This window comes from Nonomuraea sp. AD125B (assembly GCF_041402765.1).
GTDB lineage: Bacteria > Actinomycetota > Actinomycetes > Streptosporangiales > Streptosporangiaceae > Nonomuraea > Nonomuraea bangladeshensis.
The window spans coordinates 123655-149269 of the sequence record NZ_JBGLOU010000009.1 but is presented as its reverse complement, the minus strand read 5'-3'; the positions used below and the strand labels follow the sequence as shown (position 1 = coordinate 149269).

Here is a 25615-nt window from a genome sequence, read left to right as displayed (position 1 = left end):
AAAGAGCCCTCTGTGATCCTTATCAGTGCTGGTTTGGTGCTCGCGGCGGTCGTGTTGCTGATCGCGGGCTTCGTACTGGCGAAGCCGTTCCTGATCATGTGGTCCATCGTGGTCAGCGTGCTGTCCGCGCTGTTCCTGGTGATCGGGGCGTTCCTGCGGAGACACGAGCTGTTCCCCGGTGGTGGGCGGGCCGCCGCACCGGCCACCCCCCCTCCTACGGGGCTCATGCCGCCGCCTCCTGGCTCGCCGTACAACCAGACCGGTCCTGTGGCTCACCAGCCGCCGCCCCATACGCGCCCGCAGCCGCAGCCGCCGCAGCGGACGGTGACCCTTCCGGCCACCGGTCCGCGCCGCCCCCCGGCCGGCGGTGTCGCACCGGACGCAATCGTGCTGGTGATCCCCGGCCGCAAGCGCTACCACGTGGCCGGCTGCCGGCAGCTCGCCGGCCGGGAGCACGAGGAGCTCACCTACGAGGAGGCACGCGAGGAGGGCTTCACGCCCTGCACGGCGTGCCTGCCCGACGCAGCGCTCGGCGGACGGCAGCTGCCGCCTGCCGCCGACCCCGAGCCCGCCGCCGCCCCCGGCTCCGCGCCCGCCGTGGAGAGCCGGGCGGAGCCGCCCGCAGAACCCCGCACCCCGTCCACGCCTCGCCCAGGCCCGCAACCGGCCAGCGGCCCGCAGCCGTCTACTGGCCCGCAGGCGTCTACTGGTGCACGCTCAGCCGCCGATGCGCAACCGGGCACCGGCCCGCGGTCGCCCAGTGGCCCGCAGCCGTCTTCCGGCCCGCAGGCGGCTACTGGCCCTCGGTCGCCCAGTGGCCCGCAGGCGGCTTCTGGTCCGCACGCGAGTACCGGTCCGAAGCCCGGTGAAGGCGCTCGGTCCGGCGATGTGCCGCAGTCCGGAACCAGACCGGCTGCCCGGCAGGAGCCCGCCGGAGCTGAGGCCGAGGGGGCGAAGTCCGGAGACAGGCCGGAGCAGGCCGCCGCCCGGGAGGAAGGCGCCACCGGGTGGTTCGGCAGGCCGGCCGCCGCGTCGGCAGGCCAGGCCGGGGCCAAGGGCCCGGCCGCCCCCCGCGCTGGGTCCGAGGACGAGCAGGGGGAGACGCAGACCTCCATCTTCCGGCCGCCGCCGTACGCGAGCCGGCCCCAGTCCACGCCGCCCGGCAAGAGCTCCCGTTCCGAGGACGAGCCCGGCCCGCGCCCCGAGGGCAAGAAGCCCGGCACCCCGTCCGCGAAGCCCACCGCCTCCGGCACTACGGGAGCGGCATCCGAGGCCGCTGCCGGCAAGCCCGGCAAGCCCGGCGCGACGCCTGGCAAGCCCGCTGCGACTTCCGGGGAGCCTGCCGGCAAGTCCGGTAAGCCTGCCGCGACGTCTGGCGAGCCTGTCGGCGCGTCCGGCAAGTCTGCCGCGACCCCCGGTAAGTCCGCCGCCACGTCCGCCGAGCCAGTTGACGCATCCGGTAAGCCAGGCGAGAAGCCTGGTAAGCCTGCCGCGACGTCCGGGGAGCCTGCCGGTACGTCCGGCAAGCCTGGTGCGGCGTCCGGTAAGTCCGTTGCCGGCAAGTCCGCTGCCACCCCCGGTGCATCCGGCGAGCCCACCGCGACGTCCGGTAAGTCCACCACCACCTCCGGCAAACCCGTCACGTCCGGTGGTTCCTCTGGAGTCAAGGGTGGGACGCCGCCCGAGGGGGACGCCGAGCGTACCGATCCCGCGCTGCGCCTTCCGGGTCGGCCTGAGGGGGCGGGGCGGGCCGGCGGTGACGAGGATGATGATTCCGGGCCGTCCACGGCACCGCAGCCGCGGATCACGGTCGCGCCGAAGGAGCGGACCGAGCGGGCGCAGGAGTCTTCCGCCGCCTCCCGGACCACGGTGTTCCCCGTCGCGGGACAGGAGAAGTCCGAGGGTGAGAGCGGTGAGGAGCCGACAGGGCCGAAGCAGGCGGACCAGGGTGCCGGCGCGGTGAAGGTCATCGCCGGCACGCGCCGCTACCACGGCGCCGACTGTCCGTTGATCAAGGGTGCGGGGGACCGCGACATCGAGACGATGACGGTCGCCGCGGCGGAGGCCGCCGGGCTGACGATCTGCCCGATCTGCCGGCACGACCGCGAATCGGTCTCCTGACCCCTCCTTCCCGAGCACACGCGAACGCCCCCGGTCAGTACACGACCGGGGGCGTTCGCCGTACCAGAAGGGGTCAGGCGCGGCGGAGCTGGAAGGTCAGGGACAGGTCGTCGTCCGTGTGGACGGGCAGACCGTCGTAGGTGCCCTCCGTCAGCGACGTCGCCAGCACCTCCTCCGCCACCACGCGCGGCTCCTCCCGCAGCGCGGCGGCGAGCTCCGGCGACGTGGCCGACCACCACAGCTCGATGCGGTCCGTGATCGACAGCCCGGTGGCCTTGCGGGCCTCCTGGACCAGGCGGATCACCTCGCGCAGCAGCCCGGCGCGGCGCAGCTCGTCCGTGAGCTCCAGGTCCAGGGCGATGGTCTCGCCCGCGCCCGCGCCGATGGCGCCGGTCTCCACGGCCCAGCCCGACTTGGGCTGCTCGTTGACGATCACGTCGTCGGGGCCGAGCATGATCTCGCCGAGCTCTTCCGCCTCGACCATGACCGTGCCGCCGGCGCGGATGGCGCGGGCCACGCGGGCCGGGTCGGCGGCGGTGACGGCCGCGGCCACCAGCTTCGTACGGGGCCCGAACCGCTTGCCCAGCGTCCGGAAGTTGGGCTTGACCGTGTAGGACACGAGGTCGGCGCTGAAGCCCGACATGTCCTCCAGGGTCTGGACGTTGAGCTCCTCGGCCACCAGCCCCCGCAGCTCGCCGGGCAGCGTCTGCCAGCCGTGCGCGCCCACCAGCGCCCGCCGCAGCGGCTGCCGGGTCTTGACGCCGGAGGTGGCGCGGGCCGAGCGGCCCAGCTCCACCAGCCGCCGCACCAGCGCCATCCGGTCGGACAGCACCGGGTCGATGAGGTCCTGGCGCGCCTCCGGCCAGGACGCCAGGTGCACGGAGACGGGGGCGTCGGCCGGGCGGAGGACGTCCCAGAGGTGGTCGGTGACGAACGGCGTGACGGGCGCCATCAGCCGCAGCACCGTCTCCAGGCACTCGTACAGGGTCGCGAAGGCGTCCTCGGAGCCCTGCCAGAAGCGGCGGCGCGAGCGGCGGACGTACCAGTTGGACAGGTCGTCGAGGAACTCGGCGAGGCGGCGGCCGGCCCGCTGGGTGTCGTACTCGTCGAAGGCGGCCGTGACCTCGGCGACCGTGCGGTGCAGCTCGGCGAGGGCCCAGCGGTCGAGCAGCGAGCGCTCGGCGGCCGGGGTGGCCTCGGCCAGCTTGGCCGGGGTCCAGGACTCGGCGTTGGCGTAGAGGGTGAAGAACGACGAGGTGTTCCACAACGTCAGGAGGACCTTGCGGACGATCTCCTCCAGGACGTTGTGTCCCACGCGCCGGGCCGACCACGGCGAGCCGGAGCAGGCCATGAACCAGCGCAGCGCGTCGGCGCCGTGCTCGTCCATGAGCGGGATCGGCTCCAGGATGTTGCCGAGGTGCTTGCTCATCTTGCGGCCGTCCTCGGCGAGGATGAGGCCGAGGCAGAGCACGTTCTCGTAGGAGGACTGGCCGAAGACCAGCGTGCCGACGGCCATGAGCGAGTAGAACCAGCCGCGGGTCTGGTCGGTGGCCTCGCAGATGAACTGCGCCGGGTAGACGCCCTCGGGCTTGCCGCGTTCGCCCCACTGCGCGAACGGCATCGAGCCGGAGTCGTACCAGGCGTCGATGACGTCCGGCACCCGGCGGGCCTCGGCGCCGCAGCTCGGGCAGGGGAAGGTGACGTCGTCCACGAAGGGGCGGTGCGGGTCGAGCGCGGAGACGTCCCGCCCGGCCAGCGTGCCCAGCTCCTCCAGCGACCCGACGCACGTGACGTGGCCGTCGTCCTCGCCGCACACCCACAGCGGCAGCGGCGTGCCCCAGTAGCGCGAGCGCGACAGCGACCAGTCGACGTTGTTGCGCAGCCACTCGCCGAACCGGCCCCACTTGATCGTCTCGGGGAACCAGTTGGTGTCGGCGTTCTCGGCCAGCATCTGGTCCTTGACCGCGGTGGTGCGGATGTACCAGGACGGGAGCGCGTAGTAGAGCAGCGCCGTGTGGCAGCGCCAGCAGTGCGGGTAGCTGTGGTCGAAGTGGCCGCCGCGGTAGAGCAGGCCGCGGGCGCGCAGGTCGTCGGTCAGCCGCTCGTCGGCGTCCTTGAAGAAGGTGCCGCCGACCATGGGCACGTCGTCGAGGAAGCGGCCGTCGGGGCCGATCGGGTTGACGACCGGCATGTCGTAGCGCTTGATGACCGCCATGTCGTCGGCGCCGAACGCGGGGGCCTGGTGGACCAGGCCGGTGCCGTCCTCGACGGTGACGTAGTCGCCGAGCACGACGTAGTGGGCGCCGGGGATGTCGACCAGCTCGAACGGCCGCGCGTACGGGGTGTGCTCCAGCTCGCGGCCGGTGTAGCGGGCCACCTCGGTGGCGCCCTCGCCGAGGACCGACAGCAGCGGCTCGGCCACGACCAGGACCTCGCCGTCGGCGGTGCGCGCGGCGACGTAGGTGACGTCGGGGTGCACGGCGACGGCGGTGTTGGAGACCAGCGTCCACGGCGTCGTGGTCCAGATCAGCAGCGAGGCGTTCAGCTCGGCCAGCGGGCCGGACAGCACCGGCATGCGGACGTAGACCGACGGGCTGGAGACGGTCTCGTACGCGCCGGGCTGGCCCATCTCGTGATCGGAGAGGCCGGTGCCGCAGCGCGGGCAGTAGGGCGTGATCCGGAAGTCGCGGAACAGCAGCCCCTTGTCGTGGATGACCTTCAGCGACCACCACACGGACTCGACGTAGGACGGGTCCATGGTGCGGTAGGCCTGCGACAGGTCGATCCAGTAGCCCATCCGCTCGGTGAGCTGCTCGAAGGCGTCCACGTTCCGCAGCACCGACTCGCGGCACTTGGCGTTGAACTCGGCGATGCCGTACGTCTCGATGTCCCGCTTGCCGGACAGGCCCAGCTCGCGCTCGACGCCCACCTCGACGGGCAGGCCGTGGCAGTCCCAGCCGGCCTTGCGCGGGACGCTGAAGCCGCGCATCGACTTGTAGCGGGGGAAGAGGTCCTTGAAGACGCGCGCCTCGACGTGGTGCACCCCGGGCAGGCCGTTGGCGGTGGGCGGGCCCTCGTAGAAGACCCACGACGGGTTGCCCGCGTTCTGCTCCACGGAACGCTCGAAGATCTTCCCGTCCCGCCAGCGGTCGAGGACCTCGCGCTCGAGCGCGGGCAGGTCGACCTGCGCGGGGAGAGGGCGGAAGGTTGGGGAAGACATCTCGGGCGTGACCTCCACGCTTGATCGGCCGACAGGGCGAGCGTGAAGGGACGAAGCCGTGCGGCTCCGCGGTACCACCCTTCTTGACCCCGCCCTGCGGGCGGAGCCCTCTTCTTTGGGTCTGCTGCCGGGTCTAATGAGCTCGCGGGCGAGCCGTTCTTCCGGCGGCTCCGGGGTGATATCCCTCACATTCGGGGCCCCATCGACGCCTTGCAGGTCTTCAACAATAACGCAGAGCCGGGGCCGGAGCTTCCAGGTTTGCGGTGGCGTCCGTGAAGGCCGGAGGGTACGCAACCCGTAAACACCGACAAAGTTGTGGGAATGGACGCCGCCGCGGAGGAGTTGAACGCGCGAGCCGGGATAGTACGGGGAAGGCAAACCGTGCGGCGGGTCGTTTGTCGTTCCGTTATCAGGATCCTAAGCTGCCCGCACCCTTATGGCCTTGATCAGCAATGGAGGCAAGCATGGCGGCAGTCACGCAGACCGCTACACCGTCGATGTGGTCGAACAAGGAGCTGGCCGAGGTACGCGACAGGCTCCAGCAGGAAATCGACGAGCTCGAGGCGGACATCCTCCGGCACGAGAACGAGATAGCCTCCGGGGAGATCACCCAGGGAGCCGGCGACGACCAGGCGGACGCCGGCGCCAAGACGTACGAGCGCGAACGTGAGATCGCCCTTACCCTGAATGCGCGCGATCTGGTCGCGCAGAACGAACGTGCGATCGCCAGGATCGACGCAGGGACCTATGGAGTGTGCGAATCGTGCCACAAGCCGATCGGCAAGGAGCGCCTGCAGGCGTTCCCGAGGGCGACGCTGTGCGTGGCCTGCAAGCAGAAGGAGGAGCGCCGCTAGGCCGACCTCGCCGTCGCCGCCTGGTCGCGCTCCTCGTCGTGCTGTCGGCCGTGATCTACACGGCCGACCTCATCACCAAGACGGTGGTGTTGCGGACACTTGAGGGCCAGGCGCCGCTGGTCGTCATCCAGGACGTCCTGCAGTTCCGGGTGATCTTCAACTCCGGTGCCGCGTTCAGCATCGGCACCGGGATGACCTTCGTCTTCACGCTGATCGCCGCCGGCGTGGTGGTGGCGATCATCCGCACCGCACGCCAGCTGGGCAGCCGGGCGTGGGCCGTCACGCTCGGCCTGCTGCTCGGCGGCGCCCTCGGCAACCTCACCGACCGGCTGCTGCGCTACCCGTCGGGGTTCGGGCGGCCGACCCAGCTCCAGGGGCACGTGGTCGACTTCATCGAGGTGCTGCCCGGCCACTTCCCCGTCATCGACTACTTCCCGGTGTTCAACATCGCCGACTCCGCCATCGTCTGCGGCGGCATCCTGGCGGTGCTGCTGGCCTGGCGGAACGTACAGATCGACGGGACCAGGGAGAGCGCCGACCAGGCGAAGCCGGACGGCGGCAAGGCGGACGGCGGCAAGGAGGCGGGCGCGAGTGAGTGAGCAGCGCAGCCTGCCGGTGCCCGACGGCCTGGAGGGCGAGCGGCTCGACGCCGCGCTCTCGCGGCTGTTCGGCTTCTCCCGCACCCGGGCCGCCGACCTGATCGCGGGCGGCGACGTGCTGGTGGACGGCCGGCAGCCGGCCAAGTCGGACCGCGTGCAGGCGGGCGCGTGGCTGGAGGTCACCCTGCCGCCGCCGGTCACCACGCCCATGCCCGTGGCCGAGCCGGTGCCCGGCATGACCATCGTGTACGAGGACGACGACATCGTCGTGGTCAACAAGCCCATCGGCGTGGCCGCCCACCCGACCGTCGGCTGGACCGGCCCCACGGTCATCGGCGGGCTGCTCGGCGCCGGGCACACCATCGCCACCAGCGGCGCCGCCGAGCGCCAGGGCATCGTGCACCGCCTCGACGCCAACACCACCGGGGCCATGGTCGTGGCCAAGAGCGAGCACGCCTACTCCCACCTCAAGCGCGCCTTCAAGGAGCGCACGGTCGACAAGCGCTACCACGCGCTGGTCCAGGGGCACCCCGACCCGTTCCGCGGCACGGTGGACGCGCCCATCGACCGTCACCCGTCGGGCGACGGCCGCTTCGCGGTGGTGGCCGGCGGCAAGCCGTCCGTCACCCACTACGACACGATCGAGGCGTTCCGCGCGGCCTCGCTGCTGGACATCAAGCTGGAGACCGGGCGCACCCACCAGATCCGGGTGCACATGTCCGCCCTGCGGCACCCGTGCGTCGGCGACCTGCTCTACGGCGCCGACCCCACGCTCGCCGCCCGCCTCGGGGTCACCCGGCAGTGGCTGCACGCGGTGGCGCTCGGGTTCGAGCACCCGTCCACGGGCGACTGGATGTCGTTCAGCACCGACTATCCTGCGGACCTGCAGAAGGCGCTGGACGTGGTGCGCGAGGAGTCCTGAGGGCGCGCGGTCACTGCGACCCCTCGATCACGCCGGACGTTTCCGGGTCGGACGGCTGGTCGTCCTCTCCGCCGGTGTCCCGTTTCTCGCCGCCGCCGTTGTCGTCCCCGCCGTTCTCGTCCTTGCGGTCCTTGCCGCCTTTGTTGCCTTTGTCGTCGGCGGGGGCCGAGGTCCTGGCGGGGGTCTTCCTCTGGGTCGGGCGATCGCCGGTGGGGGAGGGCGTGGCGTCCGGTGACCGCTGGGGCGCCGGCGCCTCGCCGCTCGGCCGGGACGGCGGCTCGGTGTCCGCCGGGCGGGACTCCTCCTTCTCGGCGGAGGGTCGTGAGGAGGACTCGGTGACGACGGCCGGCTGGGTGGACGACGGAGGGCGTTCCGTGTCCGACGCGCGGCTGGACCACCAGGCCGCGCCGCCGGTGACCGCGGCCACCAGGACCACGCCTCCGGCGAGCGCCGCCAGCGCGAACCCGCGCCGCCGCCTCCCCGCCCCGAAAGCCGCGCCCGCACCTGCGCCCGCCGCTGCACCTGCGCCTGCGCCCGCCGCTGCACCCGCGCCTGCGCCCGCACCTGCCGCCCGGTGATCCCCGCCCGCCGCTGCGATGCCGCCGTACGCCGCCTGGGCGTCGGCGTCCGCCGATCGCGTCTCCCCGGCCGCGTAGGCGTCCGCCGCGCCGCCGGCCGGTCCGCCCGGGACCGTCCCCGCGTCCAGCCCGGCCGCGCCCGCCACGGGGGTGGGCATGATCCTGGTGGCCCGCGCCGCTTCGGGGGCGGCGCCCATCACGATCGCGGTGAGCCGTCGTTCGGCCTCGTCCAGCGTCATGCGTTCGTTCGGGTTCTTGCGCAGCAGCCCGTCCAGCACCGGGGCGAGCGCGCCCGCGTGGGTCGCCGGCTCCGGCTTGGCGTGCATGACCGCGCCCAGCGTGGTCAGGGGGTTGGTGCGCTGGAAGGGGGAGTGGCCCTCGACGGCCTGGTAGAGCGTGACGCCTAACGACCACAGGTCCGACGCGGGCGAGGCGCGCCCGCCCGCCGCCCGCTCGGGTGCGATGAAGGCGGGCGTCCCGATGAGGACGCCCGTCCGGGTCATGGTGCTGTCGTCCTCGGTGGTGGCGATGCCGAAGTCGGTCAGCACGGCCCGGCCGTCCTCGGCGAGCAGCACGTTGTCCGGTTTGACGTCGCGGTGCAGCACCCCGGCGGCATGCGCCGCGCGCAGCGCCTGGAGCAGCTGCACGCCGATCTGCGCGGCGTCGTACGGGGACAGCGGCCCGTCCTCCCTGATCGCCTCGCCGAGCGTGCGCGAGCGGACGAGCTGCATGACGATCCAGGGGTGCCCGTCCTCCTCCAGGACGTCGTACACCGTGGCCACGCCCGGATGCGCCACCCGGCCGGCCGCCCTGGCCTCGCGGAAGGTGCGCCGGGAGAACACCTCGCGCTCAGGGCCGGTCAGGTCGGGCGGGGGCACGACCTCCTTGACCGCCACGTCCCGGCCCAGCACTTCGTCATGCGCCTGCCAGACCTTGCCCATGCCGCCCTTGCCGATCGCCTTGAGCAGCCGATATCTCCCGCCGACCATCACCGCCGCTGAATCGGACATGCACCGCGACTACCCCAGAAGCAGCCGGGCAAGCGCGGTCACCGCCGCCGCGGCGAACAGCACGGCGAGGAACGGCGCCCGCAGCAGCAGCGCGACCACCGCCGCGGCGAGCCCCGTCGTACGGGCCGGGTCGACGTGCAGCTCGCCCGCCTCGGTGAACGTCTGGACCGCGATCAGCGCGGCCAGCAGCGCCACCGGCACCAGCTCGGCGAACCTGCGTACCACGGGATGCTCCAGCACCCACCTCGGCGCGGCCAGCCCCGAGAGCTTCAGCGCGTAGCAGCCCGCGCACAGGGCGGCGATCGCCCACCACAACGTCATCGCCGCCTCACCTCCGGATCAGGGCCGGCAGCACGGCCGCGGCCGACAGCAGCACAGGGACGCCCGGCGGCAGGAACGGCGTGGCGCACAGCGCGAGCGCCGCCGCGCCCGCCGCGAGCGCGCGCAGCTCGCGGCTCGCGCTCAGCCGGGGCCAGAGGATGGCGAGGAACGCGGCCGGTCCCACCACGTCCAGCCCGAGGGCGCCGGGGTCGCCGAGGAACGCGGTGCCGTACGCGCCCGCGAGCGTCGTCAGGTTCCAGGCGATGTAGAGGCTGACGAAGGTGACCGTGAAGCCCGTGCGCGCCGACTCCCTGTCGGGCTGGGCGAGCGCGACGGCCGCGGTCTCGTCGATCACGCCGTGCGCGGCCAGCAGCCGCCGGGGGCCGCGTACCCGGAGCAGGTCGGCGAGGCGCAGGCCGTACAGGGTGTTGCGGCCGCCGAGCAGCAGCGCGCCGGCGACGGCGGCCAGCGGGTCGCCGCCCGCGCCGACGGCTCCGGTCAGCGCGAACTGGGAGGCGCCCGTGAACGTCAGCAGGCTCAGCACGCACGCCTGCGGCACGCTCAGCCCCGCGGTGACGGCCGCGGCCCCGAAGGCGATCCCTGACAGCCCCACGGCCAGGCCCACGCCCAGACCGTCCCGCACGGCGGCGGGACGATGTGTCGTTCCATCCATGGCCAGGAGGTTAGGTGCCGGGCGTTTCGTCCGTCTTGTACGTTCCTGCGGCACGTTGATAGGCGGCCGGCGGAACGCCCACGATGCGGCGGAAGTGCCGGGTGAGGTGCGCCTGGTCGGTGAACCCCACCTCGGCGGCCACCTGCGCCGGCCGTACGCCGTCCTCCAGCAGGCGGCGCGCGGTGCGGACGCGGAGCGAGGTCAGGTACGCGTGCGGCGGCAGCCCCGTCGCCTCCTTGAAGGCCCGCAGCAGCCCGAACGGCCGCGCCCCCACCGCCGCGGCCAGCTCCTCCAGCGCGGGCGGGTCCACCAGGCTCTCGTGCAGCAGCTCCAGAGCCTCCCGCACGGCCCGGCCGCCCGCGGGCGACAGCGGCCGCACCGGGCAGGGCGCGGCATGGCGGGTCAGCAGCCGGGCGAACATCGTCCGGCTCAGCGTGGACGCGGCCAGCGCGTCACCTCGCTCGGCCGCCTGGTGCGCCCGCGCCAGCAGCGCCGCCACCGCCTCGTCGCGTACCACCTGGCGCGGGAAGTGCGGCGTCGCGTAGGGGGCGCGCAGCTCGGCCGCGATCGTGGTCAACGCCTCGATCGACGGGTAGAGCATCCGGTACGACCAGCCCTCCGGCGTGCCCGCCTGGCCCGTGTGCACCGACTCGGGGTTGACCAGCACCAGCTCGCCCGCGCCCGCCCGGTGGGTGGTGCCCCGGTAGTCGAACTCCTCCACGCCCCTGACGATCACGCCGATGGCGTAGCCGTCGTGGACGTGGCGGGAGAAGCGGTGGGTGACATAGCGGGCCTTGAGCAGGTCCGTCCCCGGCACCGCGGGGTGCCGCCAGAAGTGGGCTAGCTCTTTCACGCCTGGTCTCTGCTCACGGGTCCGGGCCCTCATTGAGGGCGGAAGGTCCTCACGAAGGCGTCGAAGTAGTGACGGTCGCGGGCCCAGCGGGAGTCGAGGGTCTCCCAGTAGAGGGCGAACGGGCGGCCGTCGGCGGTGTGGAAGCCGCGGTTGACGACGTGGATGAGGCTCCCGGAGCGGGTCCGGGTGAACTCCCAGTCGGCGGCCTCCCGTCCAAGGTACCTGACGCCGGTGATGCCGATGCGGGTGTAGTCGCGGAACTCGCCCTTGGCGCGGATCTCCCGTTCGAGGCCCAGCCAGTGGGCCTTCGGGTCCTGCCACGGGATGTCGGGGACGGTCCACTCGACGATCAGGGCGCCGGGGGTGTCGGGGCCGGTGAGGCGGATGCTGTCCCTGTCGGGGTTCTTCGTGGCCCGCCAGCCCTTGGGGAGGCCGATGGTGAAGCCGCCCGCCGAGTTGGTGAGCGTACGCCAGCCCGCGGGGAGGGGGCGGGTCGTCGGGTTGGGCGAGGAGGTGACGGACGGCGTCGGCTCCGGCTGATCGGTCGCCGTCGGATCGGTTTCCGTCGGGCCGGTCGTCGGGCCGGTCGTAGGGCTGGCCGCCGTCGGGCCGATGGCCGTCAGGTCGGTCGCTGTCGGGTGGGCTCCCGGGGAGGACGTCTGGGGCGAGGCTGAGCGGTCGTACAGCATCCAGCCCCCCACGCCGAGTGCGCCGAGCGCCGCCAGCGCGGCCACGACGGCCGCCACGACGGCCAGCGGCCCCCTGCCGCGCCGGGACCGCCCCTCCGGCACCGTGACGTGCGCCCGGCCCGGCTCCTGCGTCGCGTGCGGCCCGCCCGGGGTGGCGGGCACCTGCCCGAAGGAGTGGTGCACCTGACCGGCAGGGCCGGGAGGCTGCCCGAAGGGGGCAGGAGGGTGCCCCGAGGGGCCGGAGACCTGCCCGGCAGGGTCGGAGAACTGCCCGGAGGGGCCGGGGAAGGGTGTGCCAGGGCCGGGAGGCTGCCCGGAGAGGGCAGGAGGTTGCCCGGAGGGGCCCGAGAACTGGCCGGCGGGGCCGGGGAAGGGGGCGGAGGGCGTCGTGTGGGCGGTGGCGATTTCGTGCAGCAGGCGTGCCGCCTCCCCGGCCGGCAGCCGGCCGGGCGGGTCCCGGTGGAGCAGCCCCATGACGACCGGCGCCAGCGCCCCCGCCCGGCGCGGCGGCTCGGGCTGGTCGCGCAGCACCGCCGCCACGGTCGCCGCCCACGATTCGCGCTTGAACGGCGGCTCGCCCTCGACCGCCGCGTACAGCGTCGCCCCCAGCGCCCACAGGTCGGACTCCGGCCGCGCGGGCTCGCCGTTCAGCCGCTCAGGCGGCATGTACGCGGGCGTGCCCACCAGCCCGCCGGTCGCCGTCAGCCCCGCCTCGGCCTCCAGCGAGGCGATGCCGAAGTCGGTCAGCACCACCCGGCCGTCGTCGGCCAGCAGCACGTTCTCCGGTTTGACGTCACGGTGCAGCACCCCGGTGGCGTGCGCGGCCCGCAGCGCGTCCAGCACCCGGCCGCCGATCACCGCCACCTGGCCGACCGGCAGCGGCCCCTGCTCGCGCACCAACTGCGCGAGCGAGCGCGAGCGTACGAGCTGCATCACGATCCACGGCCGGCCGTCCTCCTCGACCACGTCGTGGACGACCACCACCGACGGGTGGTCCAGGCGGCCCGCCGCCCTCGCCTCCCTGATCGTGCGCCGGTTGAGCTCGGCCCGCCGCTCGTCGCCGACGCCGGCGTAGCGGACCTCCTTGATCGCGACGGTCCGGTCGAGCAGCTCGTCGTAGGCCCGCCAGACCACGCCCATGCCGCCCTCGCCGAGGGGTTCGAGGAGACGGTAGCGGTTGCTGACACGCACGGCGGGAAGCCTACTTGGCCGGTTTGAACGACGCGCAGAACCCTTCGAAGAAGCGGTAGTCGGCCTTCCAATGGCTGTTGAGCGTGTGCCAGTAGATGGCGTACGCGCGCCCGTTGTCGGTGACGAAGCCCCGGTTGCGCACCCGCGTCTTGCCGGTGTTGGTGTTCCAGGTGAAGTCCCAGTCGGCGGCGGACTTCTGGTAGTCGACGCGTTTGATGTCGAGCTTCTTGTAGCCGCCGAAGTTGTGCTTCAGCACCGGCTCCTGCTTCTTCCAGTCCTTGTACGGGTCCTTGCCCGGCTTGGCGGCCTCCTCGACCATGACGTACGCGTTGGACGCCGCCCCCGGACCCTTGAACTTGACCTGCAGCCCGCTGCGGTCCCACACCTCCCAGCCGGGAGGCAGGCCGATGGTGAAGCCCATCTTCTTGTCCTTGTACCACTTCCAGCCCTTGGGCAGCGAGGCCTCGGCGGTCTTCTCCTCGCTCGGGGACGCGCTCGGGGACGCGCTCGGGGAGGCGCTCGGCGTGGCCGTGGGGCTCGGCGTGGCGGAGGCGCTGGGCGACGGGCCGTCCGACGGCGTGCCCTCGCTCGCCGACGGCGAGGACGGCGGGGCCGGCGGGGACGCCGCCGTGCTCACGCCCGCCGTGGAGGCGCCGGCGTCGCCGGTGTCGTCGCCGGGGCCGGAACGCAGGCCGAGGTAGCCGGCCACGCCCGCGATGAGCAGGACCGCGAGCGCCGCCGCGATCACCGGGCCGGGCCGCTTCTGCTCCGACGGCGAGGCCGTGTCCGTGGTGGACTCCGCGGGCGGCTTCGGGCCGGCGGTCACCGGCGTGAGCCTGGCGCCCGTCTCGGGCGGCGTGCCGGCGGCGGGCAGGAGGTCGGGATCGGTGGGGGTGTCGTCCTCGGCGGGCGGCTTGGGCTGGTAGGGCTGCCTGCGCGGCCGGGCCGGCTTCGCGGACGACCTGGTCTCGCGCGGCGCGGAGGCCGGGAACTGCGTGGTGGCCGACGGGCTCGCCTGCGCGATCGCCCCGCGCAGCATGCGCTCGGCCTCCTCGTACGTCAGCCGCTGCACCGGCTCCTTGGCCAGCAGCCCGGCGATCACGTCGGCCAGCGGGCCCGCGTGCGGCGCGGGGTCGGGCTCGTCGGTCAGCACGGCGTGCATGGTCGCCAGCGCCATGCCGCGCTCGTGCGGCGAGCGGCCCTCCACCGCCGTGTAGAGGGTGGCGCCCAGCGACCACAGGTCGGACTCGCGCCGCGCGGGCAGCCCCTTCAGCCGCTCGGGGGCGATGAACGCCGGCGTGCCCGCCAGGCCCGTCACCGTGAGCTGCGTCTCGGTCTCCAGCGTGGCGATGCCGAAGTCGGTGAGCACCACGCGGCCGTCGTCGGCCAGCAGCACGTTCTCGGGCTTGACGTCGCGGTGCAGCACGCCCGCCTCGTGCGCGCGGTGCAGCGCGTCGAGCACGGCGATGCCGATCTCGGCCACCCGCTTGGGCGGCAGCGGCCCCTCCTGCTTGATGACCGTCCCCAGCGAGCGCGACTGCACGAGCTGCATGACGATCCAGGGACGGTCGTCCTCCTCGATCACGTCGTGCACGACGATCACGTTGGGGTGCTCGAACCTGGCCGCCGCCCTCGCCTCGCGCATCGTGCGCCGGTTCAGGAGCTGCACTTCCTCGCCCAGGGCGGCCGCGTAGCGGACCTCCTTGACCGCGACGGTGCGGTCGAGCAGCTCGTCGTGGGCTCGCCAGACGATGCCCATCCCGCCCCGGCCGATGATCTCCTGCAGCTGGTAGCGGCCGGCGATGCGACGTCCTGCCTGCTTACGATCCGACATCAACGGCCTCAAACCCTCCCTCTCGGCCAAGAAATACTCCCATAGCGGGGGATCATCGGCGACTCGCGCGAAGGACAGTCCGCCATACGAGAAGGGCCGTCCAGCAGGTGAGAACAGGGTGTAGGCTGCTCGCATGACTTGTCGCCAGGTGTTTACCGAGCCGGCTCCGGGAGGGCCGGTCGGCAGCTAGCGACCACCTGGAGCCGGCACAAGGCAGAGACGCACCCGTCTCTGCCTTTTTGTATTCCCGCCGGCTCCTGTCCGCATGGCGTGTGGGCCGGCCTGTGCAGAGAGGGTTCGGTCATGTCGTCGACCTTGGAACGGCACGCGGTGGCCGTCGGTGAACTGCTGGTGGGCGAGGGGCCCGCCGTGGTGATCGGGGACCGGGTGAGCCTGCGGGCCCATCCGGCGGAGGCGGACGCGTACGAGGTGCTGCGGGAGGCCCGCGGACTGCCGGGCGCGCGCATTGAGGGCGTTCCTGAGGGCGCGCAGGCCCGTGAGGGGGCCGCGGCCGTGCTCGCCGAGCCGCGCACCGCCGCCGACCTGCCGGCCGTCGCCGCGCTCGCGGACGCGGTCGTGGTGGGGGCGGCGTGGACGCGCGACATCCCGCTCGTACGGGCGGCGGCGGAGCTCGGGCTGCCGGTCGTCGTCGAGCGGCGGGCGGGCGCGCCGCTGGGGGAGTGGCTCGGGCTGGCGGACTACTGCGCCCTGGAGGGCGACGGCCGGGTGATCCTCTGTGAGCGCGGCCCGCTCGACCTCGGGCTGCTGCGGGCGGCCCGTACGGCGTCGGGACGGCCGGTGCTGGCCGACGTCTCGGCCGACCCCGGCCTGTCCGCGGCCGCCGTCGCCGCCGGCGCCGACGGGCTCATCGTCCACGCCCCCGCCCCTTTGCGCCTCACCCCGGCCTTGCCGTACGGGACGCCGCCCCTTCCGCGCGGTGGCGCCGTACGGCGGGGGACGACCGGCCAGGACGCGAAGGCGGAGGCGCTGACGGCGTGGCGGACGGCAGAGGAGGCCGTGACGGTCGTGGGGGCGTTGCTGCGGCCCGAGTCGCCCGCGACGATCCCCGAGTGCCGGGCCGCCATCGACCGCGTGGACGCCGCCCTGGCCACCCTCCTCGAACGGCGTGCCGCCCTCGCGGGCACCGTGCAGCGCCTCAAGCCCGTCGGCGGCTTCGCCGGGCGCGATTTGGCCAGGGAACGCGCCCTGATTGCCCGCATGGCCCTGCGCGCGCCGTCCCTCGGCGAGGCCCGGCTGGCCCCCGTCATGAACGCCGTCATCGAGGCGGGCCTCCACCTGGCCGAGGAACGCGGCCACCACCACTGACCCCCTCCACCCCCGCCTCACGCGGCGGGCGGGGTCAGGGGCTGGTGGTGAGACGGTAGTTGTTGAGCGGGCGGCCCGGGCCGGCGGCGATCTGCTGGGTGATCAGCTCGGCGAAGCGCCGGTAACCCTCGCCCGTCGGGTGGTAGCTGCGGGCGTTGACGTTGATCGGGTCCATGTCCAGCGCCAGCCCGTTCAGGTAGGGCTGCTGCCGCCCCACCTCGTGCCCCGTGAAGGCCTCGTAGGCGTCCACGTATTCCGCGCTGCCCGGCCCGCCGAACGCCGCGATGGCGCGGTCGAAGTCGCGCACCACGGACCCGACCGTGTCGTTGAGCCGCCGGGCCACGCCGTTGATCCACCGCTGGTCGGCGGCGCTCAGGTTGTCGACGGAGGCCACCGGGTCCTGAGGGAACGGCCGGGGGTAGCCGAGGACGACGATCCGCGCCTCGGGCGCGCGGCCGCGCAGCTCGCGCAGCACCTTGAGCATGTCGGCGCGTAGCTGCTCGATGCGGCGGCCGACGGCGGCGTCCTGGTCGACGCAGGCCGACGACCAGGGCAGTTTGGCGATGCAGGCGGTCAGGACCCTGGAGAAGCCGGCGTCGTTGCCGCCGATGCTCAGCGTGATCAGGCTCGCCTCCGGGCCGACCCGGCTGATCTGCGGGGGGTGGCCCCACTGGCCGGTGAGGAGCTGGCCGGTCGTGGCGCCGCTGCAGGCGTAGAAGGCGGTGCCGCCGGGGAAGCGGTAGGTTTCGGCGATCACGGGGACGTACGAGCCGCCGGCCCGGTGGCAGCGGTCGGCGCCGTCGTTGACCGGCTCGGTGTCCTGGTCGTAGACGCCTTCGCCGGAGGAGTAGGAGTCGCCGAGGCCGACGTACGCGCCGCTCTGCGCCGCCTGGAGCGGCGTGAGGCGGACCCGCTCGGGAAGCCGGCCGGTAGGCGCGGTCAGGTCAGGGCAGCCGAGGCCGAGAACGGCGCAGGCCAGTGTCGGCACCACGCCGAGCGGCAGGCAGGCGACCGCGAGGACGACCCCCAGCACGACCGCGGCGACGACCCGCCCCGGCGCCCCCCGCCACCGCGCCCGCCCCACGCCCCGCTCGGGCGACGGCGGGCGGGAGGACGGCGGCACGGGCTCAGTCGGGACGGGCTCAGTCGGGACGGGCTCAGTCGGGACGGGCTCAGTCGGGACGGGCTCTGTGAGGGTGGGCGAGGCGGGCTCGGTCGGTCGGTGGGCGAGATCGGGCTCGGTCGTGTCCAGTGCGGCCTCCCCCCGGACGGCGGACTTCGTGCCGCATCGAGACTAACCCGTCTCCGGCCGCCCTTCGGGAGCCGCGAGGGCCCCCGCGGGCCCGTCGCGCCGCCTGCGCACCAGCAGCCACCCCGCGGCGATGGCCGCGACCAGCGCCGGGATGAGGAAGAACGCCACCCGCTGATCGCGGTCGGCGAACGGCATCAGCAGCACCACCAGCGCCAGGAACGCCAGCGTGAGCCAGTTGGTGACGGGCGAGCCGGGCATGGGGAACGCCGAGCGGTGCCCCGCCCGCCGCAGCCGCAGCTGGCAGTAGACGAGCACCCCCCAGGTGGTGACCACGCCGAGCGAGGCGCCCGCCGTGGCGATGTTGAACGCCCGCTCCGGCAGGAAGTAGAACAGCACGACCCCGCTGAGGAACGTGAGCGCCGTGAACACGATGCCCCCGACGGGCACGTGCCGCCTGCTCAGCGCGGCGGCGAACCCCGGCGCCTCGCCCTTCCTGGCCATCGACCGCAGGATGCGCCCGGTCGCGTACAGGCCGGAGTTGCACGAGGACAGGGCCGCCGTGATGACGACGAGGTTCATGGCGTCGGCCGCCCATGGCACGCCGAGCCCGGAGAAGACGGTCACGAACGGCGACACCCCCGCGCGGTACGCCGTCCACGGCAGCACCATCGCCAGCAGCAGCACCGACCCCACGTAGAAGATCGCGATGCGCCACACCACGCCGTTGACGGCCTTCGGCATCACCTCGCGGGGCCGCGCCGTCTCGCCCGCCGCGATGCCGACCAGCTCGATCGAGGCGTACGCGAACACCACCGACTGCAGGCTCATCAGCACCATGGGCAGCCCGGTCGGGGTGAACCCGCCGTGCGCGACCAGGTTGGCCGGCCCGGCCCCGCCGACCGAGAAGACCACCAGCACCAGGCCGACGACGAGGAAGACGGTGATCGCCAGCACCTTGAGCAGCGCGAACCAGAACTCCAGCTCGCCGAACAGCCGCACCGACAGCAGGTTGACCACGAGGACGAAGCCGAGCGCGATCAGCGCCGTCAGCGCCTGGGGGAAGGCGGGCGCCCAGTAGTGGATGTACGCGGCGATCGCGGTCAGCTCGGCGATGCCGGTGAACGCCCAGTTGACCCAGTACATCCACCCGCTGGCGAAGGCCGCCCACGGGCCGATGAACTCGCCGGCGTACTCGACGAACGACCCCGACGTGGGCCGGTAGAGCACGAGCTCGCCGAGCGCCCGCATGACGAAGAAGGCGGCGAGGCCGGCCGCGGCGTACGACAGCACCAGCGCGGGCCCGGTGGCCTGCAGCCGGCCGCCCGCGCCGAGGAACAGCCCCACCCCGATCGCGCCGCCGATCGCGATCATCTGGACCTGCCGGTTGCCCAGCGCGTGCGAGTAACCCTCGTCGGTCTGCGTGCGCACTCCGCGTCCTTCCCGCTACGTTCCGTGGTCACGACGATATCGGCGCCGCTGATCGCGCGAGCCACCGGCGCGCCGTCCGCGAACCCGTCAGGAAGAGCCCCCGGCGATCGTCGCGGGGCGGCTCCAGGATGTCGGCGCGGGCCACTAGAGTCGGACCACCGCCATCGTCCGGCGGGCACCGTCAGGCAGACCCGGGAGGCGCCGCTCCATGTCGTCCAGCGACTCGTTCGTCCATCTGCACGTGCACACCGAATACTCGATGCTGGACGGCGCCGCCCGGCTGAAGCAGATGTTCAAACAGGTCGGCGACCTCGGCATGCCGGCGATCGCCATCACCGACCACGGCAACATGCACGGCGCCTACGACTTCTACAAGCAGGCCACCGGCGCAGGCATCAAGCCGATCATCGGCATCGAGGCGTACGTCGCGCCGGAGCTGCGCCACAACAAGCGCCCGGTGCTGTGGGGCGAGCCGCACCAGAAGAGGGACGACGTCTCGGCGGGCGGCTACTACACCCACATGACGATCTGGGCCCGCAACAAGACGGGCCTGCACAACCTGATGAAGCTCAGCTCGCGCGCCTACACCGAGGGGTTCGTGCGCAAGTGGGCCCGCATGGACGCCGAGATCCTCGCCGAGCACTCCGAGGGCCTGATGGCCACCACCGGCTGCCCCTCGGGCGAGGTGCAGACCCGGCTGCGCCTCGGCCAGTACGACGAGGCGCTCAAGGCCGCCGCGAAATATCAGGACATCTTCGGCAAGGACAACTTCTTCCTGGAGATCATGGACCACGGCCTCGACATCGAGCGCCGCGTCCGCGACGGGCTGACCCGCATCAGCAAGGAGCTGGGCATCCCGCCCCTCGTCACCAACGACTCCCACTACACCTACGAGTCCGACGCCGCCTCGCACGACGCCCTCCTGTGCATCCAGACCGGCAAGCAGCTGTCCGACCCCGACCGCTTCCGCTTCGACGGCACCGGCTACTACATCAAGACCGCCGACGAGATGCGCGCCGTCGACTCCTCCGACCTGTGGGCCGAAGGCTGCCGCAACACCCTGCTGGTGGCCGAGAAGGTCGATCCCGAGGGGTTCTTCACCTACAAGAACCTCATGCCGACCTTCCCCGTCCCCGAGGGGATGACCGAGGAGGCGTTCTTCCGGCAGGAGGTCTGGAAGGGCCTGGAGCGCCGTTTCCCCGAGGGCGTCGACGACGAGCACCGCGAGTGGGCCGAGAACGAGCTGCGGGTCATCATCCAGATGGGCTTCCCCAGCTACTTCCTCGTGGTCGCCGACTTCATCATGTGGGCCAAGAACAACGGCATCCGCGTCGGCCCGGGGCGTGGCTCGGCGGCCGGCTCGCTGGTCGCGTACGCGCTGGGCATCACCGACCTCGACCCGATCCCGCACGGCCTGATCTTCGAGCGCTTCCTCAACCCCGAGCGCGTGTCCATGCCCGACGTCGACATCGACTTCGACGAGCGCAGGCGCGGCGACGTGATCCGTTACGTCACCGAGAAGTGGGGCGCCGACAAGGTCGCCATGATCGCCACGTTCGGCACCATCAAGGCCAAGGCCGCCATCAAGGACGCCGGCCGCGTCCTCGGCTACCCCTACGCCCTGGGCGACAAGGTCTCCAAGGCGTTCCCGCCCGCCGTCATGGGCAAGGACATCCCGCTGTCGGGCATCTTCGACAAGGACCACCCCCGTTACGCCGAGGCCGGCGAGCTGCGCAAGCTCTACGAGGAGGACGTCGACGTCAAGTCGACGATCGACCTCGGGCGCGGCCTGGAGGGCCTGATCCGGCAGACCGGCGTGCACGCCGCCGGCGTGATCATGTCCGCCGAGGTGCTGACCGACCACATCCCGATCATGCGCCGCGACTCCGACGGCGCGATCATCACGCAGTTCGACTATCCGACCTGCGAGACGCTCGGCCTGCTGAAGATGGACTTCCTGGGCCTGCGCAACCTCACGATCATCGATGACTGCCTCAAGATGATCGAGGCCACCAGCGGCGAGAAGATCGACCTGCTCAAGCTGCCGCTGGACGACCGCAAGTCCTACGAGCTGCTGGCCCGGGGCGACACGCTCGGCATCTTCCAGCTCGACGGCGGCGGCATGCGCACCCTGCTGCGCCTGATGAAGCCCGACAACTTCGAGGACATCTCCGCCGCCCTCGCGCTCTACCGCCCCGGCCCGATGGGCGCCAACTCCCACACCAACTACGCGCTGCGCAAGAACGGCGCGCAGGAGATCACCCCGATCCACCCCGAGCTGGAGGAGCCGCTCGCGGAGATCCTGTCCACGACCTACGGCCTGATCGTCTATCAGGAGCAGGTCATGGCCATCGCCCAGAAGGTCGCCAACTACTCGCTGGGCGGCGCCGACCTGCTGCGCCGCGCGATGGGCAAGAAGAAGAAGTCCGAGCTGGACAAACAGTTCGTGACCTTCGAAGCGGGCATGAAGGACAACGGCTTCTCCGACGCCGCGGTCAAGGCCCTGTGGGACATCCTGCTGCCCTTCTCCGACTACGCCTTCAACAAGGCCCACACCGCCGGCTACGGCCTGGTCTCCTACTGGACCGCCTACCTCAAGGCCAACCACCCGGCCGCCTACATGGCCGCGCTGCTGTCGTCGGTCAAGGACGACAAGGACAAGTCGGCGCTCTACCTCAACGAGTGCCGCCGCATGGGCATCAAGGTGTTCCCGCCGGACGTCAACGACTCCGACTTCGACTTCACCCCGCGCGGCACCGACATCCGCTTCGGCCTGTCGGCCATCCGCAACGTCGGCGCCAACGTCGTCGACGGCATCATCGCCGCGCGCAAGGAGAAGGGCCGCTTCGCCGACTTCAAGGACTTCCTGCGCAAGGTGCCCGCGCTGGTGTGCAACAAGCGCGTCATCGAGTCGCTGATCAAGGCCGGCGCGTTCGACTCGCTCGGGCACGTCCGTAAGGGCCTGGTCATGGTGCACGAGCAGGCCGTCGACGCGATCATCGACATCAAGAAGAACGAGGCCATCGGCCAGGACTCCCTGTTCGGCGCGATCGACGGCGGCGAGGACCAGACGTTCGACGTGCAGATCCCGCCGGGCGAGTGGGACAAGACGACGCTGCTGCAGTTCGAGCGGGAGATGCTCGGCCTCTACGTCTCCGACCACCCGCTGTTCGGGGTCGAGCACATCCTGGCGGCCGGGGCCGACTGCTCGGTCGCGGCCCTGCAGGACGACAGCCGGCCCGACGGGCAGATCGTCACGGTGGGCGGCATCCTCAGCGGGGTGCAGCGCAAGGTCACCAAGAAGGGCGACACCTGGGTGCTGACCCAGCTGGAGGACCTCGAAGGCGCCATCGAGGTGATGATCTTCCCGTCGGCCTACCAGCTCTGCTCCACGATCCTGGCCGAGGACGCGATCGTGTTCGTCAAGGGGCGCATCGACAAGCGCGAGGACATCGGCAAGATCATCGCGATGGAGGTGACCGCGCCCGACCTCACCCAGGAGGCTGGCGGGCCGCTGCTGGTGAGCCTGCCGCTGACCCGCTGCACGCCGCCCGTGGTGAGCCGACTGAAGGAGATTCTCACCACGCATCCGGGCACGTCGGAGGTGCACCTCCAGGTCCACAACGGGCCGCGGACGACGGTGATGCGGGTCGACGACCGGCTGCGCGTCACCCCGTCGCCGGCCCTGATGGGCGACCTCAAACAACTCCTCGGCCCAGCCTGCCTCGGCGCCTGACGCCGGGCCCCCGGCCTCGGCGTCTGACGCCGGGTCTCGGCCGGCCCCCGGCCTCGGCGTCTGACGCCGGACCCCGGCCGGGCCCCCGGCCTCGGCGTCTGACACCGGGTCCCGGCCGGACCCCGGCCGGGACCCTGATTTTCACAGGCCGGCCTGGCGCCTGATCTTCACAGGGTGGTGGGGCGGCGATCGGCAACCCTCGCCATCGCCCGCCCGCACCCCGTGGGGCAGGATCGTCAGGGTGAGCGAACTGCACTACCTCAGCGCGACCGAGCTGGCCGGACTGATCAGGACCAGGCAGGTGAGCGCCGTCGAGGCGGTCCGTGCCTGCCTCGACCGCATCGACCAGGTCAACCCGCAGGTCAACGCCATCGTCACGCTGGCCGCCGAGCAGGCGCTCGACGCGGCGAAGGCGGCCGACGCCCGCGAGCCGGACGGCCCGCTGCACGGCGTGCCCGTCGCGCACAAGGACCTCGTCGACACCGCCGGCATCCGCACCACCTACGGCTCGCCGGTCTACGCCGACCACGTCCCCGACCGGGACGAGCTGATCGTCGAGCGGCTGCGCGCGGCCGGCGCGATCAGCATCGGCAAGACCAACACGCCCGAGTTCGGCACCGGCTCCCACACGGTCAACGAGGTGTTCGGCGCGACCAGGAACCCCTACGACCTGTCGAGGTCGGCGGGCGGCAGCAGCGGCGGGGCGGCCGTGGCGCTGGCCACCGGCATGGTGCCGCTGGCCGACGGATCCGACATGGGCGGCTCGCTGCGCAACCCGGCCTCGTTCTGCAACGTGGTGGGCCTGCGGCCCACCCCCGGCCGGGTCCCGGTGGTCTCCGACGTCAACGCCTGGTACACGCTGTCGGTCCTCGGGCCGATGGCCCGCACGGTCGAGGACGTCACGCTGATGCTGGGCGCGATCGCCGGGTTCGACCGGCGCTCGCCGTACGCGATCAAGGAGTTCTTCGCGCCCGAGCCGGAGGAGGGCGTGCGGGGGATGCGCGTGGCGTGGAGCCCCGACCTCGGCGGGCTGCCCGTCGATCCGCGCACGGCGGCGGTCACCGCCACGGCGCCGGCCGTGTTCGAACGGCTCGGGGCGCGGGTGGAGCAGGTCGAGCTCGACCTGTCGGACGCCGAGGACGCCTTCCGCACCTACCGGGCCTGGAACTACGCGCTGTCCTTCGGTGACCTCGACCGCCTCGGCCCCAACACGGCCTGGAACGTCGAGCAGGGCCGCCGGGTCACCGGGGCCGACCTGGCGCGGGCCGAGCGCGCGCGCAGCCGCCTCTACCAGCGTATGGCGGCCTTCTTCGACGTCTACGACGTGCTGATCGCGCCGGTCAGCCAGGTGCCGCCGTTCCCGGTCGAGCACCCGTACGTCAGCGAGATCAACGGGCAGGAGCTGCCGGACTACCTGGCGTGGATGCGCTCGGCGTACTGGATCAGCGTGCTGCACGCGCCGGCCGCGTCGGTGCCGGCCGGGTTCACGCCGGAGGGGCTGCCGGTGGGGGTGCAGATCGTGGGCGCGCCGTTCGCCGACGCCCGGGTGCTGCGCGTGGCGCGCGCCTTCGAGCAGGCGACCGGTCACGGCCTGCGCCGCCCGCTCCTCTGACCTCCCCACGCGGAGTGTCAGCGCCGCGCCAGCGCCAGCACGCTCAGGCCGAACATCAGGACGCCCAGGGGCAGATGGACCGCCGTGAGGTGCGCGATGCCGAGCGCGACCTGGGCCGAGGCGAGGACGAGGAAGACGGCCGCCTGCCCGATGGGCCGGGGGGAGCCGCCGCCCGGCTTCCACGCCAGCACCGCCGCGATCACGTACAGCAGCGCCGCCCCCCACATCACGCGGGCGCCGATGCTGTGCAGCGTCTCCCCGTAGGAGGTGGTCAGCAGCAGTCCGGCGGAGATCGCCTGGAGGAAGATGGTCAAGGTCTGCAGGGCGATCGCGATCCGCAGAAACGAGAGACGGTCCTGTGCCGTCGCCTGGGTGGCCATGTCATGGTCCCCTTTCCCGCCCCGGGGCGGTAGGTCGATAAGGTCTCATGAGCCCGACGACGCGGGCCCGCGAAAGGTAAGGCGAGGAGGCTGCCGGAGACCATGGGGACGGCTGTGACGGGGGCCGGCGAGCTCGCCGGTGAGCGGGGCCCGCTGATCAACGTCGCCTACCGGCTGCTCGGCTCGCTGTCGGAGGCCGAGGACGCCGTGCAGGAGGCCTACGCGCGCTGGTACGCGCTGCCGCGCGACCGGCGCGACGAGGTCGTGTCCCCCGGCGCCTGGCTGACGACCGTGACCGGCCGCATCTGCCTGGACGTGCTCGGCTCGGCGCGGGCCCGGCGCGAACGGTACGTCGGCGCGTGGCTGCCCGAGCCGCTGCCGGACCGCGCGGGGGAGGGGTCCGGCGCCGACCCCGCCGACCTGCTGGTGATGGACGAGTCGGTGACCACGGCCTTCCTCGTCGTCCTGGAGTCGATGACGCCCGCGGAGCGGGTGGCGTTCGTCCTGCACGACGTCTTCCGCTATCCGTTCGCCGAGATCGCCGGCGTACTCGGCCGCAGCCCCGCGGCCTGCAAGCAGCTCGCCTCCTCCGCCCGGCGGCGGGCCCGCCTGGCGCGGACGCCGGGGCCGGTGGCCGAGCGGGCCCTCACCGTACGGCGGGTCAAGGAGGCCTGGCAGGCCAGGGACATCGCGGCCCTCGTCGACCTCCTCGACCCGGCCGCCGTGCTGACCGCCGACGGCGGCGGCCTGGTCAGCAGCGTCCCGCATCCGGTCGAGGGCGGCGCGGAGATCGCCCGCTACATGGTCGCCATCGCCGACCTGGCCCCGGGGCTCGAACTCCTGGAGCGGACGGTCAACGGAACGCCCGGCCTGGTGGCGCGGCAGGCGGGCGTGGTCGGGACGGTGGCGTCGTTCGAGATCGACGGCGGTCGCGTCACCCGGATCTGGGCGGTGCGCAATCCGGAGAAGCTGCGGGCGTGGACGCGGGACGGCTGACCCTCCTGAGCCGGTGGTGG

18 protein-coding genes are annotated in these 25615 nt (G+C 72.7%); 8 read left to right on the top strand and 10 right to left on the bottom strand.

The window, feature by feature from the left end:
- Nucleotides 1–12 precede the first annotated feature (12 nt).
- Nucleotides 13–2121 carry a hypothetical protein gene (locus ACBR40_RS24335; RefSeq protein ID WP_371250251.1) on the top strand — a complete coding sequence of 703 codons (2109 nt, stop codon included), beginning with the start codon at nt 13–15 and terminating at the stop codon, nt 2119–2121.
- Nucleotides 2122–2194: 73 nt separating this feature from the next.
- Here ACBR40_RS24335 and ileS read toward each other — a convergent pair whose 3' ends face one another.
- Nucleotides 2195–5341, bottom strand: coding sequence for an isoleucine--tRNA ligase (gene ileS / locus ACBR40_RS24330; protein WP_371250250.1), 3147 nt, complete (start codon nt 5339–5341; stop codon nt 2195–2197).
- Between the two features lie 464 nt (nt 5342–5805).
- On the opposite strand from ileS, the gene ACBR40_RS24325 reads away from it, so the two are divergent.
- Genes ACBR40_RS24325 through ACBR40_RS24315 form a run of 3 tightly spaced genes read left to right on the top strand, consistent with a single transcriptional unit; the run spans nt 5806 to nt 7716 of the window.
- Nucleotides 5806–6195, top strand: a complete 390-nt coding sequence (locus ACBR40_RS24325) for a TraR/DksA C4-type zinc finger protein (RefSeq protein ID WP_344214889.1) — start codon at nt 5806–5808, stop codon at nt 6193–6195.
- A gap of 38 nt (nt 6196–6233) precedes the next feature.
- Nucleotides 6234–6794, top strand: coding sequence for a signal peptidase II (gene lspA / locus ACBR40_RS24320; protein WP_364445486.1), 561 nt, complete (start codon nt 6234–6236; stop codon nt 6792–6794).
- Entirely contained in the window at nt 6787–7716 is a 930-nt protein-coding gene (locus ACBR40_RS24315; protein WP_344214893.1) for an RluA family pseudouridine synthase, read from the top strand. Before lspA ends, ACBR40_RS24315 begins: the two co-directional genes overlap by 8 nt.
- A gap of 10 nt (nt 7717–7726) precedes the next feature.
- On the opposite strand, the gene ACBR40_RS24310 is transcribed toward ACBR40_RS24315, so the two are convergent.
- The 6 genes from ACBR40_RS24310 to ACBR40_RS24285 are packed head-to-tail and all read right to left on the bottom strand — an operon-like array spanning nt 7727 to nt 14865.
- A complete protein-coding gene (locus tag ACBR40_RS24310; RefSeq protein WP_371250249.1) occupies nt 7727–9304 on the bottom strand; it encodes a protein kinase in 1578 nt (525 codons plus the stop codon).
- A 9-nt stretch (nt 9305–9313) separates the two neighbouring features.
- Nucleotides 9314–9625, bottom strand: coding sequence for an AzlD domain-containing protein (locus tag ACBR40_RS24305; protein ID WP_371250248.1), 312 nt, complete (start codon nt 9623–9625; stop codon nt 9314–9316).
- A 7-nt stretch (nt 9626–9632) separates the two neighbouring features.
- Nucleotides 9633–10298, bottom strand: a complete 666-nt coding sequence (locus ACBR40_RS24300) for an AzlC family ABC transporter permease (RefSeq protein WP_344214898.1) — start codon at nt 10296–10298, stop codon at nt 9633–9635.
- A 10-nt stretch (nt 10299–10308) separates the two neighbouring features.
- Nucleotides 10309–11151 carry an AraC family ligand binding domain-containing protein gene (locus ACBR40_RS24295; protein ID WP_371250247.1) on the bottom strand — a complete coding sequence of 281 codons (843 nt, stop codon included), beginning with the start codon at nt 11149–11151 and terminating at the stop codon, nt 10309–10311.
- Between the two features lie 29 nt (nt 11152–11180).
- A complete protein-coding gene (locus tag ACBR40_RS24290; RefSeq protein WP_371250246.1) occupies nt 11181–13031 on the bottom strand; it encodes a protein kinase in 1851 nt (616 codons plus the stop codon).
- Nucleotides 13032–13041: 10 nt separating this feature from the next.
- Nucleotides 13042–14865: a protein kinase gene (locus ACBR40_RS24285; RefSeq protein WP_371250245.1), complete on the bottom strand. Its 1824-nt coding sequence runs from the start codon at nt 14863–14865 to the stop codon at nt 13042–13044.
- Nucleotides 14866–15168: 303 nt separating this feature from the next.
- Here ACBR40_RS24285 and ACBR40_RS24280 point away from each other — a divergent pair, with 303 nt between their 5' ends.
- Nucleotides 15169–16191, top strand: a complete 1023-nt coding sequence (locus ACBR40_RS24280) for a chorismate mutase (RefSeq protein WP_371250244.1) — start codon at nt 15169–15171, stop codon at nt 16189–16191.
- A gap of 34 nt (nt 16192–16225) precedes the next feature.
- On the opposite strand, the gene ACBR40_RS24275 is transcribed toward ACBR40_RS24280, so the two are convergent.
- Both ACBR40_RS24275 and ACBR40_RS24270 read right to left on the bottom strand, forming a co-directional pair.
- Entirely contained in the window at nt 16226–17314 is a 1089-nt protein-coding gene (locus ACBR40_RS24275) for an SGNH/GDSL hydrolase family protein (protein WP_371250243.1), read from the bottom strand.
- A 171-nt stretch (nt 17315–17485) separates the two neighbouring features.
- Nucleotides 17486–18871: an amino acid permease gene (locus tag ACBR40_RS24270; RefSeq protein ID WP_371250242.1), complete on the bottom strand. Its 1386-nt coding sequence runs from the start codon at nt 18869–18871 to the stop codon at nt 17486–17488.
- Nucleotides 18872–19079: 208 nt separating this feature from the next.
- Here ACBR40_RS24270 and dnaE point away from each other — a divergent pair, with 208 nt between their 5' ends.
- Together dnaE and ACBR40_RS24260 are read left to right on the top strand one after the other, a co-directional pair.
- Entirely contained in the window at nt 19080–22607 is a 3528-nt protein-coding gene (gene dnaE, locus ACBR40_RS24265) for a DNA polymerase III subunit alpha (protein ID WP_371250240.1), read from the top strand.
- Nucleotides 22608–22848: 241 nt separating this feature from the next.
- A complete protein-coding gene (locus ACBR40_RS24260; RefSeq protein WP_344214912.1) occupies nt 22849–24219 on the top strand; it encodes an amidase in 1371 nt (456 codons plus the stop codon).
- A 17-nt stretch (nt 24220–24236) separates the two neighbouring features.
- On the opposite strand, the gene ACBR40_RS24255 is transcribed toward ACBR40_RS24260, so the two are convergent.
- Nucleotides 24237–24599, bottom strand: a complete 363-nt coding sequence (locus tag ACBR40_RS24255; protein ID WP_344214914.1) for a hypothetical protein — start codon at nt 24597–24599, stop codon at nt 24237–24239.
- A 102-nt stretch (nt 24600–24701) separates the two neighbouring features.
- Here ACBR40_RS24255 and sigJ point away from each other — a divergent pair, with 102 nt between their 5' ends.
- Nucleotides 24702–25595, top strand: a complete 894-nt coding sequence (gene sigJ, locus ACBR40_RS24250) for an RNA polymerase sigma factor SigJ (protein ID WP_344214916.1) — start codon at nt 24702–24704, stop codon at nt 25593–25595.
- Nucleotides 25596–25615: the final 20 nt, after the last annotated feature.

Excerpts from the sequence above, each read along its gene's own strand:
- ACBR40_RS24285 (WP_371250245.1), bottom strand. The coding sequence starts at position 14,865 with ATGTCGGATCGTAAGCAGGCAGGACGTCGCATCGCCGGCCGCTACCAG.
- ileS (WP_371250250.1), bottom strand. The coding sequence starts at position 5,341 with ATGTCTTCCCCAACCTTCCGCCCTCTCCCCGCGCAGGTCGACCTGCCC.
- ACBR40_RS24325 (WP_344214889.1), top strand. The coding sequence starts at position 5,806 with ATGGCGGCAGTCACGCAGACCGCTACACCGTCGATGTGGTCGAACAAG.
- ACBR40_RS24305 (WP_371250248.1), bottom strand. The coding sequence starts at position 9,625 with ATGACGTTGTGGTGGGCGATCGCCGCCCTGTGCGCGGGCTGCTACGCG.
- sigJ (WP_344214916.1), top strand. The coding sequence starts at position 24,702 with ATGGGGACGGCTGTGACGGGGGCCGGCGAGCTCGCCGGTGAGCGGGGC.
- ACBR40_RS24280 (WP_371250244.1), top strand. The coding sequence starts at position 15,169 with ATGTCGTCGACCTTGGAACGGCACGCGGTGGCCGTCGGTGAACTGCTG.
- ACBR40_RS24300 (WP_344214898.1), bottom strand. The coding sequence starts at position 10,298 with ATGGATGGAACGACACATCGTCCCGCCGCCGTGCGGGACGGTCTGGGC.
- dnaE (WP_371250240.1), top strand. The coding sequence starts at position 19,080 with ATGTCGTCCAGCGACTCGTTCGTCCATCTGCACGTGCACACCGAATAC.
- ACBR40_RS24310 (WP_371250249.1), bottom strand. The coding sequence starts at position 9,304 with ATGTCCGATTCAGCGGCGGTGATGGTCGGCGGGAGATATCGGCTGCTC.
- ACBR40_RS24255 (WP_344214914.1), bottom strand. The coding sequence starts at position 24,599 with ATGGCCACCCAGGCGACGGCACAGGACCGTCTCTCGTTTCTGCGGATC.